Source organism: Halorubrum sp. DM2 (assembly GCF_901686465.1).
GTDB lineage: Archaea > Halobacteriota > Halobacteria > Halobacteriales > Haloferacaceae > Halorubrum.
On the sequence record NZ_LR594487.1, the window covers coordinates 2,775,359 to 2,791,332 of the forward strand.

Below are 15,974 nucleotides of genomic sequence, written 5' to 3' on the forward strand. Positions count from 1 at the left end.
CCCGGCACCGCGGATACAAACTGTTTTGAGGCGTTGGAGTAACCACACGGATAGAGATACCCATGTGTAACGAGACGGTCACGCACGGCTCCGTGGGAGGTGTGGTGGGTGGCTGACGCGGACCCTCCGCTCGGCGACACCGATCGCGGCGGTGACGATCGCGGCGGTGACAGCCCGACCGGGGCCGCCGACGCGTCGGACGCCGACGCCGCGAGCGAACCGCCGGCGGCCGGCGCGGTCATCGTTCCGGTCGAGCCGACCTCCACGCTCCGCTCGACGATCGCACACGTCGCGGACGCCGCGGCGACCGACGGTGCCCCGGCGATCCACCTCGTCGAGATCGCCTCGTGGCGGAACGGCGACCCCGAGAGCGACGAGCGCGCCGCCGCGGCCGAGCGGGTACTCGAACGCGCCGCGGCGTGGACGGCGGCGGACCTCGACGACTCAGAGGCCCCCGGTGCCGCGGACGTCGAGGTCGTCACGGCGGTGATCGGCGCGGACGACTACCTGTTCGGTGCCGACGACTACGTCCGCGTCCTCGTGGAGTACGCCGAGCGCAACGACGCCGACCGCGTCGTGCTCGATCCCGAGTACACGCCGGTCGGGAACACGACGCTGCTACAGCCGCTGGAGTTCGCGCTCTCGAACACGTCGCTGTCGGTCGAGACCGCGCCGGTCGACCGTCCGACCCGTCGCGAGCGGTTCCGCACCGAGGCAACGACCGGACGGTTCGTGGCGCTGTTCGGACTCTCGCTCGCGTTTTACCTGCTGTTGGGCGACCCGACGTACTGGTTCGACGCGGTGACGGGGGTCGCGACGGCGGCGATCGTGTCGATCACCCTCTCGCGAGTGAGCCTCGACTCGACTCCGGCGATCCCGCGGACGCCGATGCGAATCCTCCGCGGGCTGGTGTACGTCCCAGTACTGCTCTTCGAGATCCTGAAGGCGAACCTCGTCGTCGCCCGCGTCATCCTCGATCCGCGGCTCCCGATCGAACCGACGATGAACCGAGTGCGGGTGATCGTCGGGAGCGGTCTCCCGCTGATGACGCTCGCGAACTCGATCACGCTGACGCCCGGGACACTGACGGTCCGCGCTCGCGACAGCGACTTGTACGTCCACTCGCTCGTCCCGTGGGCCCGCGAGGGCCTGTTCGACGGCTCCTTAGAGCGGTGGACGCGCTTTGTCTACTACGGCCGCCGGTCGGCGCGCCTGCCGACCCCCCGCGAGCGCGACGACGTCGCGATCCTCCAGGGCGACGACGCGACCGAGGAGCTGCCGATCGCCGCCGCCGACGGCGGACGGGCGGACGCGACTGACGAGATTGATACGGTTGACGCCACGGATCCGTCCGCGGCGACTGACACGATCGATACGACCGACGACGAGGACGCGACCGCTCCGGTCGACGGCAGGGAGGTGATTGATCGATGAGCCTCGTGGACGCCACGCTCGCGGCCGGCTACACTCTCGGTGACTTCCTCCTCGTCGCGGCCGCCGGGTTCGCCGTCCTCGCGGTGGGGATGCTCTACCGCGCGGTCGTCGGGCCGACGATGCAAGACCGGGTGCTTGCGGTGAACGTCCTCGGGACGAACACCGTCGTCATCCTCGCGATTCTCGGGGCTGCGCTCGGTGAGCCGACGTTCCTCGACATCGCCTTAGTGTACGCCCTGTTGAATTTCCTGATGGCGATTGCCATCTCGAAGTTCACCGTCGAACAGGGGGGTGTGTTATGACCGCCGCCGCGCTGGAGACGGCCCGGCTCTGGCTGATCGTCGTGTTCACGCTGCTCGGGCTGTTTTTTTCGTTCGTCTCGATGACGGGCGTGCTCCGGCTGCCGGACGTCTACTCCCGGGCGCACACCGCCTCGCAGGCGGACACGCTGGGGGCCGGCTTCGGACTCGCCGCCGTGGCGCTCACCGTCGGGCTGGCGGGGGCCGGATTCAAGTCGGTCCTCCTGCTGTTTTTCATCTTCCTGACGAACCCGACCGCGGCCCACGCGATCGCGCGGGCCGCCTTCGAGGAGGGCATCGTGCCGTGGACCAACGGGGATGATCGCCGATGACCGGCGCGCTCGCGTCTGTCGGGCCCGTCGGCGCGCCGGTCGTCGCGCAGGTAACAGCCATCGAGGCGAGCCTGTTCGCCTTCGTGGTGTTGACCGCGCTGTTTACCGCGCTGGCGCGCGACGTGCTCGCCGCGGTGATCATCTTCGGGGCGTACAGCCTCGGGATGGCCGCGCTGTACACGTTCTACCGCGCCCCGGACGTCGCGATGACCGAGGCCGCGATCTCCGCCGGAGTGACCACCGTGCTGCTACTCCTCACGCTCGCGAAGACGACCCGCCGCGACCACGAGGCCGCCTTCGAGTCGGTGAACCTCCCCGCCGTGGGAGCGGTCGGGCTGCTGTTCGGCGGGCTGATGCTCACCATGGGCGACATCCCGGCCGTCGGCTCCGCGGACGCACCGATCTGGTCGAACCCGGACGTGAGCCAGTGGTACATCGCGGAGACGTACGCCGAGACGGGTGTCGAGAACTCGGTGATGGCCGTGTTGGCGGCGTTCCGCGGGTTCGATACCTTCGGCGAGGCGGTCGTCGTCTTCGCGGCCGGGATCGCCGCCCTCATCGTCCTCCACCGGGAGGTGTTCGCATGAGCGGTACAGACTCCGGCGTCGACGACGACGCCGTCAACACCGACGCCGCTGATTCCGGGTTCGCTTCCGACGGCGGATTCAGCCGCGATCGACCGCCCCGAAGCGACGGGCGGCTCGACTCGGACCACCGGCAGGGAACCCCGTACACGGAGAGTCAGGTGATCATGCCGACGGTGAAGATCGTCGCGCCGTTCGCGTTCACTTACGGGCTGTTCGTCACCTTCCACGGCGGTGGCTCTCCGGGCGGCGGGTTCCAGGGCGGCGCGATAGTCGCGGCGGTCGTGTTCATGATCGCGTTCGCGTTCGGCATCGAAGCCACCCGCCAGTGGCTCGCAAACACCGTGATCGTCGGGCTCGCGGTCGGTGGAACGCTCGTGTTCGCCGGGATCGGACTAGTTCCGGTCGCGCTCGGCGGCGCGTTCCTCCAGTACGAGCTTCTCCCGATCCCCGACCCGGTCAAGTACGGGATGGAGGGCGTCGAGATCCTCGGGATCGGGACCATCGTCGCCGGCGTGCTCATGGGGCTGTTCTTCGTCCTCGCGAACGGCTTCAGCGACGCGGGCGGGTTCGCCGACGCCGACGCGTTCGACGACGAGGTGGCCGGTCCCGGGTCGGACGAAGATCAGGACGGTTCGACCACCGTCACCGACCCGACCGCCGACACCGGATCGGCCGACGCTGACGCGTCGGGGGCGCCCACGACCGACGGGGGTGAGCGGCGATGATCGCGCTCGCCGCGGCCGGCGGTGCCGCCGAGATACTCGCGACGAGACACGCGTACGTCGCGTTCGCGCTCCTGTTGTGCATCGGACTGTACATGATGATAGCCAACCCCAATCTCGTGAAGAAGATCATCGGGCTCAACCTGTTCCAGACGGCGATATTCTTGCTTTTCATCGCTTCGGCGTACGTCGACGGCGGGGCGATACCGATCGTCCCGAGCGGCGGTCCCGACGGCGGGCTCTACGTCAGCCCGCTCCCGCACGTCCTCGTGCTCACCGCCATCGTCGTCGGCGTGAGCCTCACCGCGGTCGCGCTCGCGCTGTGTATTCGGATCTACGACGAGTACGGCACGCTGCGGACCGACACCCTCCGCGAACTGCTCCGCGACGAGGGGTCGATCCCGGGGTCGCGAGCGTCGAGCGACGCCGGCTCCGAGACGCCGAGCGCGTCGACGGCGGCGCTCGCCCCCGGTGAGACGGGCGACACGACCGGAGGTGACGGCGATGACTGACGTCCTCTTACCGCTCGCGGTCGTCGTCCCCATCGTCGCGGCGACGCTGCCGCTGGCGCTCGGACTGCGGTACGACCGCGTCGGCTGGCCGGTCGCGGCGGTCGGAACGACCGTCACGGCCGGGATCGCGGCCGCGATAGCCGCGGAGACAGTGATAAACGGCCCGTTCAGCCACGCGCTGGGCGGCTTCCTCCCCCCGGTCGGGATCGAACTCGTCGCCGACCGGCTCTCGGTGGCGGTGCTGCTGCTCGTCGCGGCGGTCTCGGTCGCGACACTCGCGTTCGCGCGGGTCGCCGGCCCGCGCGAGAACCCGTTCTACAGCGCCTACCTCCTGCTGGTCGGGGGATTGGTGGGAATGGTCCTCACCGGCGACCTGTTCAACCTGTTCGTGTTCTTGGAGATCACCGGGCTGACGACGTACGCGCTCATCGCCGCGGACCGCTCGGGCGCGAGCGCGTACGCCTCGCTGAAGTACCTCGTCGTCGGGACCGTCGGCGCGTCGCTGTACCTGCTCGGCGTCGGCTACGTCTTCCTCGCGACGGGGACGCTGAACATGCTCGACGTTCAGGCGCAGATCGTCGCGCAGGCCGGCTACGGCGACCCGCTCGTCCGCGCGGGCTACGCGTTCATCGCGACCGGGCTCGCGCTGAAGATCGCCTTATTCCCGGTCCACTCCTGGCAGCCGGACGCCTACCAGCGCGCGCCGGACTCGGTCACGACGATCGTCGCGGCGCTCGTCTCGACGGCGAGCGCGTACGCGCTGATCCGCGTGACCTACACCGTGTTCACGGTCGACTTCCTCGCGGCCAACGAGGGGATCGCGACCGCGCTGCTCGTCGTCTCGACGGTCTCGATCGTCGCCGGCTCCGCGCTCGCCGCGATGCAGTCGAACCTCAAGCGGATGTTCGCGTACTCCTCGGTCGCGCAGTTCGGCATGATCGGGGCGGCGATCGCGCTCGCGAACGAGACGGCGCTGCTCGGCGGGATCGTCCACCTGATCGGCCACGGGCTCGTGAAGTTCGGCCTGTTCTTGGGGATCGGGATGCTCGCGCTCGGCTACGGCACGCGCCGGATCGAGAACCTCGCGAGCGCGGCCCGCGCGGCCCCGTACACGTCGGGCGCGGTCGCGGTCCTCGGGCTCGTCCTCGTCGGAATTCCGCCCTCGATCGGCTTCCTCGGCAAGTGGTACATCGGCGTCGGCGCGGTCGACGCCGGACTCGCCGACGGCGGCGCGGTCGGGATCGCGGTCGCGGCGGCGATATTCGTCAGCACGCTGTTCACGCTGTCGTACGTCGCACGGATAATAGAGCGGTTCTACTTCGCCGGTGCCGGACTCCCCGGCGACCACGGCGACGGTGACGCCCCCGCGGACGCGGCCGCCACCGACGGCGGGGAGTCGCCCGCCCGGACCGCGAGCGGGCTGCCGGCCCCCGTCGCGGGTGCGCCGCGCTCGTCGCTCGTCCCCGACCGGGTGCCGACGGCGTCGCTGCTCGCGCTCGCGCTCGCCGTGTTCGCGGCGGTCGCGCTCGGCTTCGGCGGCTTCGCGCTCGCCGAGTGGTTCGACCCGTTCCTCACGGAGGCCTTCGCATGACTGACGTCGTACTACAGGACCCACGACCCCTACTGGCGGTTCTCGTCTCGTTCGTCGCGGCGGCTCTCATCGTCGCGTCGCACCGCTCCCCGAACGTCCGCGAGGGATGGACGCTCGTCGCGTCGCTCGCGAAGTTCGGGATCGTCGCGTCGATGCTCCCGGCGGTCCTCGACGGCCAGACCTTCGAGTACTCGCTCGGGGCGTTCCTACCCGGGATCGGGACGCCGATCGAGTTCGTCCTGCGGGCGGACGCGCTCGGCATGCTGTTCGCGTTCCTCGCGAGCGGGCTGTGGATCGTCACCTCCTTCTACAGCATCGGCTACATGCGCGGGCTTGACGAGGCGAATCAGACCCGCTACTTCGCCGCGTTCGCGGTATCGCTGTCGACGACGATGGGGATCGCGTTCGCGGGGAACCTCGTGACCATCTTCGTCTTCTACGAGCTGCTGTCGATCGCGACGTACCCGCTCGTCGCGCACGACGAGACGGCGGAGGCGCGCTCGGCCGGCCGCAAGTACCTCGCGTACACGATGTTCGGCGGCGGCGTGCTCGTGCTCGCCGGGACCGTCCTCGTCTACCTGCTCGCGGGCACGGTCGCGTTCACGCCCGGCGGCATCGCCGAACTCGCGAACGCCGACCCCGGGCTGGCGATGCTCGCCTTCTTCCTGCTCGCCGTCGGTTTCGGCGTCAAGGCGGGTATCATGCCGCTCCACCAGTGGCTCCCCGAAGCGATGGTGGCACCGACGCCGGTCTCCGGACTGCTCCACGCGGTCGCGGTCGTCAAGTCCGGAGCGTTCGGCGTCTCGCGGGTCGTCCTCGACGTGTTCGGCCCAGAACTCGTCTTCGACCTCTCGCTTCCCTTCGGCTTCACCGCCGGACTCGTGCTCTCGACTATCGGCGCGGTCACGCTCACCGCGGCCTCGCTCATCGCCTTACGGAAGGACCACCTGAAACGCCGGCTCGCCTACTCGACGATAAGCCAGCTGAGCTACATCATCCTCGGGCTCGGCCTGTTCGGGTGGTACGGGCTGGTCGGCGCGCTCTTGCACATCCCGGCGCACGCGTTCATGAAGCTCACCCTGTTCTTCTGTGCGGGCAACGTCCACGTCGAGACCCACACCGACTACATCTCGCAGATGGCCGGGATCGGCAAGCGGATGCCCCTGACGATGGGGGCGTTCACCGTCGCCTCGCTCGGGATGGCCGGAATGCCGCTGCTCGCCGGGTTCGTCAGCAAGTACTACATGCTGATCGGCGGGGTGCGGATGGGAATGAACTTCACCCCCGTCGCCTACTACCTCGCCGGGGCGCTGCTGCTGTCGGGCGTGCTCAACGTCGCCTACTTCTGGCCGGTGATCTACACCGCCTTCTTCGAGGCGGAGGACGCCCACGACGCGAAGCCCCTCGTCGACTTCCCGCTCGGCGGCGAGTCGCGGTCCATCGTGGCCGCGACCGACGGCGGCCGGGAAGGTGACGGGGGCGACGAGAGCGTCGACGATCCCGACGACCTCGACGACGTCATCGACGACGCGGGCGCAGGCGACGCCGACGCGGGTGACGACGAGGCCGCGACCGAGGCTCCGGCCGACTCGGCCACGGACGCCGATGACATTCCCGACGCCGACCTCGACGACCTGCCGACCGACGAGGAGGGGGTCGTCCGACCGGACTTCGCGGCGAGCGAGCGCGACTTCTCGGAGCCGGCCGAGCGGGTCGACACGGGCGATTACGCCGTCGACCAGCGCCCCTCCGACGCCGACGTGCCGTTCGGTCCCGGTCGCGGCGACGCGCCCGAGGAGTCGCCGTCCGACGCCGCCGAGGTCGACTCCGCCAGCGAGACAGAGAGGGACCACGACGATAAGAGCGGTGACGACCACGACGCCGACCACGCTGCCGGCGCTCACGACGACGGCCACCACGGCGGGCCGCCCGCGGGCGGCTGGGAACACGTCGCCGGTCTCGACGCCCTCCGCGGGCGCGAGTCGACGTGGTTCACGCTCGGGCCGATCCTCACCGTGATGAGCCTCGCGGTGCTGCTCGGCGTGATCCCCCACGAGATGGGCTTCCTGGAGCTGATCGAGCTCATCGTCGACACGCGGCTTCCCGAGGGGGTGGTGCGCCCGTGACGGTGCCGACCGACCTCCTCACCTCGATTCCGCCGTACGTCCTGATCGCGTTCGCGGCGCTGGCGGTGCTGGCCCTGCCGCGGCGATCGGGCCACGCGGTCGCCGCGCTGGCGACGGCGTTCACCTTCGCGCAGGCTGTGTTGCTCGGGGACGGCGGGACGGGCGCGCACCTCGCGACGCAGTTCCTCGGGTTCGACGTGGTGTTCTTCAACGTCGACCAGTTCTCGCTGCTGATGGGCGTCGTCGTCGGGTTCCTCGCGACCGCCGCGGTGCTGTACGCCTACGGGAGCGAGGCCCCGACGTGGGTGACCGCGTTCGCGCTGATCTACGTTGCCACGACCGTCGGGACTATCTACGCCGGCGACTGGCTCACCCTGATCTTCTTCTGGGAGCTGATGGCCGTCACCTCGACGCTGCTCGTCTGGCAGCACGGCGGGGCGGCGGTCCGGGCCGGCTACCGCTACGCGCTGTTCCACGGCACGGGTGGGACGATCCTGCTCGCGGCCGTCGTCGTCCACGGCGTGTCGATGCTCGGTAGCGTCCCGGCGGCCGAGATATTCCTGTTCTCGTCGACGACCGGGATCCACGCCTCCGCGACGGTCCTCGCGGCGGTCGGCATCGGGATCAACTGCGGGTTCATCTTCCTGCACAGCTGGCTGCCCGACACCTACCCGCGCCCGCACGTCGCGGCGTCGGTGTTCCTCTCGGTGTTCACGACGAAGACCGCCGCCTACGTGATGTACCGCGCGTTCCCGGAGGGAGGAATGTGGCTCGCGTACCTCGGCGGGTTCATGGCCGTCTACGGCGCGTTCTTCGCGCTGCTCCAGTACGACCCGCGCCGGCTGCTGTCGTACCATATCCAGGCGCAGGTCGGCTACATGCTCGCCGGGTTCGGGCTGGCGACGTACGTGGGCGACTTCGCCGTCGTCGGCGGGTTCGCGCACCTGTTCAACAACGTGCTCTACAAGAGTCTCCTGTTCATGGCGGTCGGCGTCGTGATCTATCGGACCGGCGTCGAGGACATCCGCGAGATGGGCGGGCTCTGGCGGGTGATGCCGGTCACGTTCCTCGTGTACCTCGTCGGCGCGGCCTCGATTACCGCGGTGCCGGGCTTCAACGGGTTCATCTCGAAGGGGATGGTGATCGACTCCGCCCACGAGGTCCACAACTACGTCCTGCTCCTCGACAGCGGGCTGCTCTGGTGGCTACTCATCCTCGGCGGCGTAGGGACGTTCATGTCGTTCATCAAGCTCGGTTACTACGTGTTCTTCCACGGTTCCGCGACGCTGTCGCCGGACGACGCCACCGCGTTCCAGACCGGCGGGATGCTGCTGGCCGCGGGGGCGTGCGTCTTCTTCGGCGTCTTCTACGGGCAGCTGATCGAGCTGATGCCGTTCACCGAGTTCATCCGGAGCGACGAGGTGTACTTCAATCCGTACAGCCAGAGCCACCTGACCGAGAGCGCCGCGCTGCTCGTCGCCGGCTTCGTCGGTTTCTTCTCGCTGAAGCGCCCGCTCGCGTGGGTCGCCCACCGGATGCCTGACATCGACGCCCTCCTCTTCCCGGGCGCGTTCTACCTCGGCCGGTACTCCGTCTGGGGCGTCACGGAGCTGTGGGCAGCCGTCGACCGGGCGACGATGGCGCTCGCCGGCGCGACGATGCGGACCGCGTCCGATCCGCGCGGAGCCCTCTCCCGCGCCGGGGTCGACGTCGAGATCCGGGCCGGAATCGGCCGGAGCGTGCTGTTCCTCACGCTCGCGGTCGGGATCGCGCTGTTCGCGTTCCTGCTGGTCTGACGCGCGGCAGCCCGTCGCGTCGCCCCTCTGCCCTCAGACAGGCTCCGGGGCGCGTGGGTCGCTCGTCCCGAGCGCGCCGAAGCTGCCGAGGCCGACGGCTGGTAGGTGGAATCAATTCGCGCGCGACGGTCCCCGCAGAGGGGTAAAAAGGGTCGCGGCGATGCGGGCAGAACGCCCGACAGGGTCGGTTGACGAAGACGGACGGGACGCGCGCGAAGCGACGGTCGACGGCGACGCCGGCGGCTCAGTGTTCTTCGTACGCGAGGTTCATCATCCACTGCGAGAAGGCGTCGGCCTGCGCGTCGACCTCCTCCTCGCCGATGAACGGCGAGAGCATGTCTCCGGCCATCAAAAGCGAGAAGTCGAGATCGCGCGGGGCCGGCTCCAAGTAGTAGGTGTTGTGGCCGTCGTAGACGGTGTCCTCGCGCTGGATGACCCCGGCCTCCTCCAAGCTCTCCGCGATCCGGCTCCCCTTCCGGGAGGAGACGTCCAGCTTCTTCCAGAAGTCGCTTTGATGGATCCCGCCGGTCTCGCGGATGAGTTCGAGACCGGCGCGCTCGTCCGCCGACAGCTCGGACTCGATTTCGGACGCGCTCATGGTTTCACACGCCTCCCGAATCGCTTAAAACTGGCTTTCCGTCCGGACGCCCGGCGACCGCCGCGTCGTCACTCACCGGCGAGCGCGAAGTCGTCCGGCAGCGACACCGGCTCCGCCGGCGTCTCGCAGGGCGGACCGTCGGCGTAGCCGACGGCCGGACGCTCACCGGTTCGGACTCTGGTGAACGACCGAGTCCCGAACGCGTCGCCGTGGAGACAGGCGTCGTACTCGTGGTCCGCGAGGACGCCGCTCGCGCGGTCGAGCCACGACGCTCCGGACTCGCCCGGACCGGGGACGAGCGCGGCCGCGATCCGTCTGGCGCTGTCGGCGCGCTCCTCGCCGAACTCGCGTCGCCGCTCGGGGACCGCGAACCGCTCCGCGCCGTTCACCACGCCGCCGACGTTGCCCACGACGTGGACGCCGGAGTCGAGTCGGGTGACGACGAGGCGGCCGTCGTACGTCAGCAGGAACGCCGCCCGGGCGTCGGCGAGCACGAGGTTGAACCCGTCGTAGGCGCGCTCGTCGATCTCGCGTTCAACCGTTCGCACCGCGTCCTCCGCGGAGGCGACCGTCAGGCAGTCGCGGACGAGCAGCCCGCGGGAGCGGTCGCCCTCGCGGTCGGCGTCGAGCCACCGGTTCGTGACGGCGACGACGAGTCCGCCCTCGGAGACGCCGATCCACGTGCCGCCCGCCTCGGCGTCGCGCGGGGCCACGTATCGGGGGTCGCCGCCCCGGAGCGCGGGCGGCTCGCTGGGGCGGTCGAGCGCCTCGTCGCGGGTCGCCGCGAGCGCGACGGGCGCGTCACCGAACGTCCGCCACGCGAGGGTCAGGGTACACACGGTGTCGGCTACGCGCGAGCGACCCAAAACTCCACGGGGGATCGGGTATCGGTGTTTACTCGAAATAAAAGAAATCTTTTGGTGGCTGACCGCTTGAGTCGAGACATGAACGCGATTGCCGTCTACGAGGGAGCCGACGAACCGGTCGTGACCGAGAAGCCGCGACCGGAGCCCGCGCCCGGCGAGGCGTTGGTCCGAACCCTCCGAGTCGGCGTCGACGGGACCGACCACGAGGTCATCGCCGGCGGACACGGGGGTACCCCCGCGGGTGAGGATCACCTCGTCTTGGGCCACGAGGCGGTCGGCGTGGTCGAGGACCCGAACGACACGCCGTTCGAGGTCGGCGACGTCGTCGTCCCGACGGTGCGACGCCCGCCCAACGGTGCCAACGAGTACTTCGCGCGCGGCGAACCCGACATGGCACCCGACGGCGAGTACCACGAGCGCGGCATCGTCGGCGCGCACGGCTTCATGGCGGAGTACTTCACCAGCCCGGCCGAGTTCCTCGTCTCGATTCCGCCAGAACTCGCCGAGTGGGGCTTCCTCGTCGAGCCGGTCTCGATCGCGGAGAAGGCGATCGAACACGCCTACGCCAGCCGGTCGGCGTTCCACTGGGACCCCGAGTCGGCGCTCGTCCTCGGCAACGGGTCGCTCGGGCTGTTGACCGTCGCGACCCTCGACGAGTCGTTCGAGCGGGTCTACTGTCTCGGGCGGCGCGAGCGCCCCGACCCGACGATCGACATCATTGAGTCGCTCGGGGCGACGTACGTGAACTCCAACGAGACGCCGATCCCCGGCGTTCCCGAGGCGCACGAGCCGATGGACCTCGTCTTCGAGGCGACCGGTCACGCGCCCCACGCCTTCGAGACAATCGAGGCGCTCGCGCCCAACGGCGTCGGCGCGCTCCTCGGCGTCCCGGGCGACTGGGAGTTCGAGATCGACGGCGGCCGGCTCCACCGCGAGTTCGTCCTCCACAACAAGGCGCTCGTCGGCAGCGTCAACTCCGGTTACGGGCACTTCGAATCAGCGATCGAGTCGCTCTCGGGGCTCTCCGAGGATTTCTTGGGCGATCTCGTCACCGGCGTCCACGGGCTGGACGACTTCGAGGCCGCGTTCGCGGATGACGACACGACTATTAAAACGGCGGTCGAATTTGCCGCGTATGAAGAACGTTGACGACCTGATAGATAGTGCCGCCGAGCTGGCGGAACACGGTCTCTCGAAGGGCGAAATCGCCGACGAACTGAACGTCTCCCGGGAGACCGCGAGCTGGCTGGTCGAGCGCGCGGGCGGGTCCGAGGCCGACGACTCGACGGCCGAGACGACCGCGTCCGCCGACATCCACGTCGACTGGTCGGCCCTCGGCCGCGACTCCACGCGCCTCGGCTACGCGGCGAGCGCGATGGCCGACCTCTTGGCCAAGCAGGGCGAGGAGGTCGATCTCACCGTCGGGGTCGAGAAGGCCGGCGCGCCGCTCGCGACCGCGGTCGCGGACCGGCTCGACACCGACCTCGGCACGTACGCGCCCGCGAAACATCAGTGGAACGAGGGCGACATCGACGAGCAGGGGGGCGGCTTCTCGCGGAACTTCGCGGCCATCCGCGACCGCGACTGCTACGTCGTCGACGACATCATCACCTCGGGGACGACGATGCGGGAGTCGATCGACGCGATCCGCGAACAGGGCGGCGACCCCGTCGCCTGCGTCGTGTTGGTCGACAAGAAGGGGTACGACGAGATCGACGGGGTGCCCGTCTACTCGCTCGTCGATGTCGTCGCCGTCGACCGCGACGAGTAGGCCGTCCGCATCGTCCGGGAGTAGGTCACCGCCCGCGAGGAGCGGACCGCCGCCCTCCAGACCGGTCCGTTCCGCTCTCGAACCGAACACGTTCCGTGCGGAACCCATTTGCGTCGGCGGCGCATACCGGGCTCCATGACGTTCAGCCCCGAAACCGACGCCGACCCCGAGGAGATCGAACAGCGCGTCGAGACGGTTCTCGCCGACAACGACGTGGTCCTCTTCATGAAGGGGAACCGCCTGATGCCGCAGTGCGGCTACTCGAAGCGCGCCGTCGAGCTGATCAGCCAGCACGTCGAGGAGTTCGAGACGGTCGACGTGTTACCCGCGCTGCCGCAGTACCGCGAGGCGCTGGAGGCCCACAGCGGCTGGGAGACGATCCCGCAGACGTTCGTCGACGGGGAGTTCGTCGGCGGCAGCGACGTACTCGCGGAACTCGACGAGCGCGGCGAGCTCGCCGCCGAGCTGGGTGCCGACTGAGGCATCGCTCCGGCGGGACCGCGCGCCCCCGGCCGAACCTTCCGCCGATCCTTTGCTCTGGAAGGGCAGCCCATATAAACCCACGGTGCCTATACAGGGTAGAAGCAGCCGTTGCCGCTGCCGCCCCGACCACCGGTTCGACCCCACCGCATTCCACAAACAATGACAGGCCGCGTGTTCCGACTTCATTCGACGCTCGAACTGCCACTCGAAGACGTAGAGGCGTACTTCGACGAAGATCCCGATCTGCCGCCGGAGATCGATGACATCGACATCACGCGTCGAAACAACACACTCATCATCAAGGCCCTGTCCGACGACGAGTCGATCAGTAAGTACACGCCGACCGCACAGCTGAAGGCGTCGGTCACGGAGACGCGCGTGTGGGAGGAGGAGCCGCCACGCGCCGGCGGCCCGCAGTGGATGGACGACGAGGAGGAGGAGATCCCCTCCGAGCTGGTCGAGTTCGCCTGCTTCAAGGGCGACCGCGAGACCGTCCTCCAGAACTCCGCGCTCCAGTATCCGATGTTCTTGGTGCTCCGCGAGATCGCGACCCTCTCGGAGAAGGGGACGCTGACGGCGATCACCGAGGAGAACGACGAACTCGAAGCGACCCGGATCGTCGAGGGCGAGCGGCGTCCCGCGAGCATCGAGGTCGTCGAGAGCCCGCAGGGTGCCGGCGAGGGCGACGGCGGCGTCAACTGGCGCGATAACGAGTTCATCTCGGACTGAGGCGGCGCGCTCACCGCGTGTCACGCGTGCGCCCCGCCACGTCCCGTTCCGACGCCGTTCGACCGCCGACGCTTTATCCGTGCGACCCACTCTTTCCGTCATGAGCGATTGGGTGAGCCTCTTTTCCGGCGGGAAGGACTCTTCGTGGGCGCTGTACCGCGCCGTGGAAGAGGGTCTCGACGTCTCGCGGATGTTGACAGTCCACCCCGCCGGCGACTCGTACATGTACCACACGCCGGCGACGGAGCTCGCCGCGCTCGCCGCCGAGAGCGTCGGGATCGACCTCGTTGAGGTGTCGCCGGACGACTTCGGCGCGGACGACGTCGACGACGCCGGGGCGCAGGGCGACGCCGAACTGGAGCCGATGGAAGCGGCCCTCCGAGAGATCGCTGCCGGAAGCGACGTCGACCTCGCGGGCGTCACCGCGGGCGCGGTCGAGAGCGAGTTTCAGACGAGCCGCATTCAGGCGATGTGCGACCGCCTGGGGATCGACCTGTTCGCGCCGCTGTGGCAGCGTGACCCGGTCGAACTCGCCGAGGCGATGTTCGACGCCGGCTTCGAGATCCGTATCGTTCAGGTGGCGGCATACGGTCTCGACGAGTCGTGGCTCGGACGCCGGTACGACGCCGACGCGCTCGACGACCTGCTCGCGCTCCGCGAGGAGTACGGCGTCCACCCGCTCGGCGAGGGCGGCGAGTTCGAGACGTACGTCGTCGACGGCCCGCACATGGACCGCCGCATCGACCTCACCTACGACGCGGTCTGGGAGGGCGACCGCGGCCACGTCGAGATCCGGGACGCGCAGCTGAAGTGAGTCCGCGGCCGGAGTGAATCCGTGATCGGAGTGAATCCGCGGCCGGCCAAGCCCGCCCGTTACGGCCAGCTGCCGGCCTGATCGTACGCGTCCACGATCCGGCCGATACCGACGACGTACGCGGCGGTTCTGAGGGTGTGAACGTCGTTCGACTCGTAGGTCTCGACTAGGGTGTCGAACGCGTCCGTAATGACGCGCTCCAACTCCTCGTTGACGCGCTCCTCGGTCCAACTGAACCGCTGGCGGTTCTGGACCCACTCGAAGTACGAGACGGTGACGCCGCCCGCGTTCGCGAGGATGTCGGGGACGATGTGGACGTCCCGGTCGGCCAACACGTCGTCGGCGTCGGGCGTGAGCGGGCCGTTCGCCGCCTCGACGATCAGGTCCGCGCGCACGTCGGCCGCGAGGTCGCCGTCGACGGCGTTCTCCAGCGCGGCCGGGACGAGGCAGTCGACGTCGAGCGTGAGCAGTTCGTCGTTCGTGATCTCCTCCGCGCCGGGATAGCCGGTCACCGTTCCGGTCTCGGACTTGTGTGACTTCACCTCGCGCGGATCGAGGCCGTCGCGATCGAGGATGCCTCCCGAGGAGTCGGAGACGGCGACCACGCTCGCCCCGAGGTCGTCGAGCAGCGCCGCGGCGACCGACCCGGCGTTGCCGTACCCTTGGACCGCGACCGTCGCGCCCGCGAGGTCGCGGCCGAGCCAGTCGAACGCCTCGCGCGCGGACAGCGCCACCGAGCGCCCGGTCGCCTCGACGCGTCCCTCGCTGCCGCCGGAGTCGATCGCCTTCCCGGTGATGACCCCGGGTGCGGTGGTGTTCTCTAAGGTCTCGTAGGTGTCTTTGATCCAGTTCATCTCCCGTTGCCCGGTGTTGACGTCCGGCGCGGGGATGTCGCGGTCCTCGCCGATCAGCGGGCGCAGCTCGGTCGCGAACGCGCGGGTGAGCCGCTCTAGCTCGTCGGCGGAGTAGTCGGCCGGATCGATCGCGATCCCGCCTTTGCCGCCGCCGTACGGAACGTCGACGACCGCGCACTTGTACGCCATCCAGCCGGACAGCGCCTTCACCTCGTCGCGGGTGACACCCGGATGGTAGCGGATTCCGCCCTTGTACGGGCCGCGGTCGCCGTTGAACTGCGAGCGGTAGGCGCGGACGGTCTCCAAGGAGCCGTCGTCGCGCTCGAACGTCAGGTTCGTCTCCAACACCCGCTCAGGGGTCTTCAGGCGCTCGATAACGCCCGGATCGGTCTCGACGACCGCCGCCGCGTCGTCCACCTGCTCTCGCAGACTCTCGAACGGGTTCGCCTCCGAAGACATA

Annotated in this window: 17 protein-coding genes; 14 read left to right on the forward strand and 3 right to left on the reverse strand. The window is 69.3% G+C overall.

The window, feature by feature from the left end; genetic code table 11:
- Positions 1-108: 108 nt before the first annotated feature.
- The 9 genes from QOL69_RS13915 to QOL69_RS13955 are packed head-to-tail and all read left to right on the forward strand — an operon-like array spanning position 109 to position 9,399.
- Positions 109-1,434: a monovalent cation/H+ antiporter subunit E gene (locus QOL69_RS13915; protein ID WP_283403645.1), complete on the forward strand. Its 1,326-nt coding sequence runs from the start codon at positions 109-111 to the stop codon at positions 1,432-1,434.
- A complete protein-coding gene (locus tag QOL69_RS13920) occupies positions 1,431-1,736 on the forward strand; it encodes a cation:proton antiporter (RefSeq protein ID WP_048077396.1) in 306 nt (101 codons plus the stop codon). The genes QOL69_RS13915 and QOL69_RS13920 overlap by 4 nt, the downstream gene beginning before the upstream one ends.
- Positions 1,733-2,065 carry a monovalent cation/H(+) antiporter subunit G gene (gene mnhG, locus QOL69_RS13925; protein WP_283403646.1) on the forward strand — a complete coding sequence of 111 codons (333 nt, stop codon included), beginning with the start codon at positions 1,733-1,735 and terminating at the stop codon, positions 2,063-2,065. Before QOL69_RS13920 ends, mnhG begins: the two co-directional genes overlap by 4 nt.
- A complete protein-coding gene (locus QOL69_RS13930; RefSeq protein ID WP_048077398.1) occupies positions 2,062-2,652 on the forward strand; it encodes a DUF4040 domain-containing protein in 591 nt (196 codons plus the stop codon). The genes mnhG and QOL69_RS13930 overlap by 4 nt, the downstream gene beginning before the upstream one ends.
- The gene (locus QOL69_RS13935; protein ID WP_283403647.1) at positions 2,649-3,377 is read left to right on the forward strand and encodes an MnhB domain-containing protein; all 729 of its coding nucleotides are present in this window, start codon (positions 2,649-2,651) and stop codon (positions 3,375-3,377) included. Before QOL69_RS13930 ends, QOL69_RS13935 begins: the two co-directional genes overlap by 4 nt.
- Entirely contained in the window at positions 3,374-3,886 is a 513-nt protein-coding gene (locus QOL69_RS13940) for a cation:proton antiporter subunit C (RefSeq protein ID WP_283403648.1), read from the forward strand. Before QOL69_RS13935 ends, QOL69_RS13940 begins: the two co-directional genes overlap by 4 nt.
- Positions 3,879-5,477, forward strand: coding sequence for a proton-conducting transporter transmembrane domain-containing protein (locus QOL69_RS13945; protein WP_283403649.1), 1,599 nt, complete (start codon positions 3,879-3,881; stop codon positions 5,475-5,477). The genes QOL69_RS13940 and QOL69_RS13945 overlap by 8 nt, the downstream gene beginning before the upstream one ends.
- Entirely contained in the window at positions 5,474-7,603 is a 2,130-nt protein-coding gene (locus QOL69_RS13950) for a cation:proton antiporter (protein WP_283403650.1), read from the forward strand. The genes QOL69_RS13945 and QOL69_RS13950 overlap by 4 nt, the downstream gene beginning before the upstream one ends.
- Positions 7,600-9,399 carry a Na(+)/H(+) antiporter subunit D gene (locus tag QOL69_RS13955; RefSeq protein WP_283403651.1) on the forward strand — a complete coding sequence of 600 codons (1,800 nt, stop codon included), beginning with the start codon at positions 7,600-7,602 and terminating at the stop codon, positions 9,397-9,399. The genes QOL69_RS13950 and QOL69_RS13955 overlap by 4 nt, the downstream gene beginning before the upstream one ends.
- Positions 9,400-9,643: 244 nt before the next feature.
- Here QOL69_RS13955 and QOL69_RS13960 read toward each other — a convergent pair whose 3' ends face one another.
- Both QOL69_RS13960 and QOL69_RS13965 read right to left on the reverse strand, forming a co-directional pair.
- Positions 9,644-9,997 (reverse strand): helix-turn-helix transcriptional regulator, encoded by a 354-nt coding sequence (locus QOL69_RS13960; RefSeq protein WP_283403652.1) that lies wholly within the window; start codon positions 9,995-9,997, stop codon positions 9,644-9,646.
- 68 nt (positions 9,998-10,065) lie between these two features.
- Positions 10,066-10,836 (reverse strand): NRDE family protein, encoded by a 771-nt coding sequence (locus QOL69_RS13965; RefSeq protein ID WP_283403653.1) that lies wholly within the window; start codon positions 10,834-10,836, stop codon positions 10,066-10,068.
- A gap of 105 nt (positions 10,837-10,941) precedes the next feature.
- Here QOL69_RS13965 and QOL69_RS13970 point away from each other — a divergent pair, with 105 nt between their 5' ends.
- From QOL69_RS13970 to QOL69_RS13990, 5 genes are all read left to right on the forward strand, one after another.
- The gene (locus QOL69_RS13970) at positions 10,942-12,012 is read left to right on the forward strand and encodes a glucose 1-dehydrogenase (protein WP_283403654.1); all 1,071 of its coding nucleotides are present in this window, start codon (positions 10,942-10,944) and stop codon (positions 12,010-12,012) included.
- Positions 11,999-12,634 (forward strand): transcriptional regulator GfcR, encoded by a 636-nt coding sequence (gene gfcR, locus QOL69_RS13975; protein WP_283403655.1) that lies wholly within the window; start codon positions 11,999-12,001, stop codon positions 12,632-12,634. Before QOL69_RS13970 ends, gfcR begins: the two co-directional genes overlap by 14 nt.
- Positions 12,635-12,769: 135 nt before the next feature.
- Entirely contained in the window at positions 12,770-13,114 is a 345-nt protein-coding gene (locus tag QOL69_RS13980) for a glutaredoxin family protein (RefSeq protein ID WP_283403656.1), read from the forward strand.
- Between the two features lie 162 nt (positions 13,115-13,276).
- Positions 13,277-13,846 carry a DUF7110 family protein gene (locus QOL69_RS13985; protein WP_048077406.1) on the forward strand — a complete coding sequence of 190 codons (570 nt, stop codon included), beginning with the start codon at positions 13,277-13,279 and terminating at the stop codon, positions 13,844-13,846.
- 100 nt (positions 13,847-13,946) lie between these two features.
- Positions 13,947-14,660, forward strand: coding sequence for a diphthine--ammonia ligase (locus tag QOL69_RS13990; RefSeq protein WP_048077407.1), 714 nt, complete (start codon positions 13,947-13,949; stop codon positions 14,658-14,660).
- A 59-nt stretch (positions 14,661-14,719) separates the two neighbouring features.
- Here QOL69_RS13990 and QOL69_RS13995 read toward each other — a convergent pair whose 3' ends face one another.
- Complete coding sequence (locus tag QOL69_RS13995) at positions 14,720-15,973, reverse strand: Glu/Leu/Phe/Val family dehydrogenase (RefSeq protein WP_283403657.1); 1,254 nt, start codon at positions 15,971-15,973, stop codon at positions 14,720-14,722.
- Position 15,974 lies beyond the last annotated feature (1 nt).

Excerpts from the sequence above, each read along its gene's own strand:
- mnhG (WP_283403646.1), top strand. The coding sequence starts at position 1,733 with ATGACCGCCGCCGCGCTGGAGACGGCCCGGCTCTGGCTGATCGTCGTG.
- QOL69_RS13990 (WP_048077407.1), top strand. The coding sequence starts at position 13,947 with ATGAGCGATTGGGTGAGCCTCTTTTCCGGCGGGAAGGACTCTTCGTGG.
- QOL69_RS13980 (WP_283403656.1), top strand. The coding sequence starts at position 12,770 with ATGACGTTCAGCCCCGAAACCGACGCCGACCCCGAGGAGATCGAACAG.
- QOL69_RS13920 (WP_048077396.1), top strand. The coding sequence starts at position 1,431 with ATGAGCCTCGTGGACGCCACGCTCGCGGCCGGCTACACTCTCGGTGAC.
- QOL69_RS13950 (WP_283403650.1), top strand. The coding sequence starts at position 5,474 with ATGACTGACGTCGTACTACAGGACCCACGACCCCTACTGGCGGTTCTC.
- QOL69_RS13945 (WP_283403649.1), top strand. The coding sequence starts at position 3,879 with ATGACTGACGTCCTCTTACCGCTCGCGGTCGTCGTCCCCATCGTCGCG.
- QOL69_RS13985 (WP_048077406.1), top strand. The coding sequence starts at position 13,277 with ATGACAGGCCGCGTGTTCCGACTTCATTCGACGCTCGAACTGCCACTC.
- gfcR (WP_283403655.1), top strand. The coding sequence starts at position 11,999 with ATGAAGAACGTTGACGACCTGATAGATAGTGCCGCCGAGCTGGCGGAA.
- QOL69_RS13940 (WP_283403648.1), top strand. The coding sequence starts at position 3,374 with ATGATCGCGCTCGCCGCGGCCGGCGGTGCCGCCGAGATACTCGCGACG.
- QOL69_RS13960 (WP_283403652.1), bottom strand. The coding sequence starts at position 9,997 with ATGAGCGCGTCCGAAATCGAGTCCGAGCTGTCGGCGGACGAGCGCGCC.
- QOL69_RS13995 (WP_283403657.1), bottom strand. The coding sequence starts at position 15,973 with ATGTCTTCGGAGGCGAACCCGTTCGAGAGTCTGCGAGAGCAGGTGGAC.
- QOL69_RS13935 (WP_283403647.1), top strand. The coding sequence starts at position 2,649 with ATGAGCGGTACAGACTCCGGCGTCGACGACGACGCCGTCAACACCGAC.
- QOL69_RS13970 (WP_283403654.1), top strand. The coding sequence starts at position 10,942 with ATGAACGCGATTGCCGTCTACGAGGGAGCCGACGAACCGGTCGTGACC.
- QOL69_RS13930 (WP_048077398.1), top strand. The coding sequence starts at position 2,062 with ATGACCGGCGCGCTCGCGTCTGTCGGGCCCGTCGGCGCGCCGGTCGTC.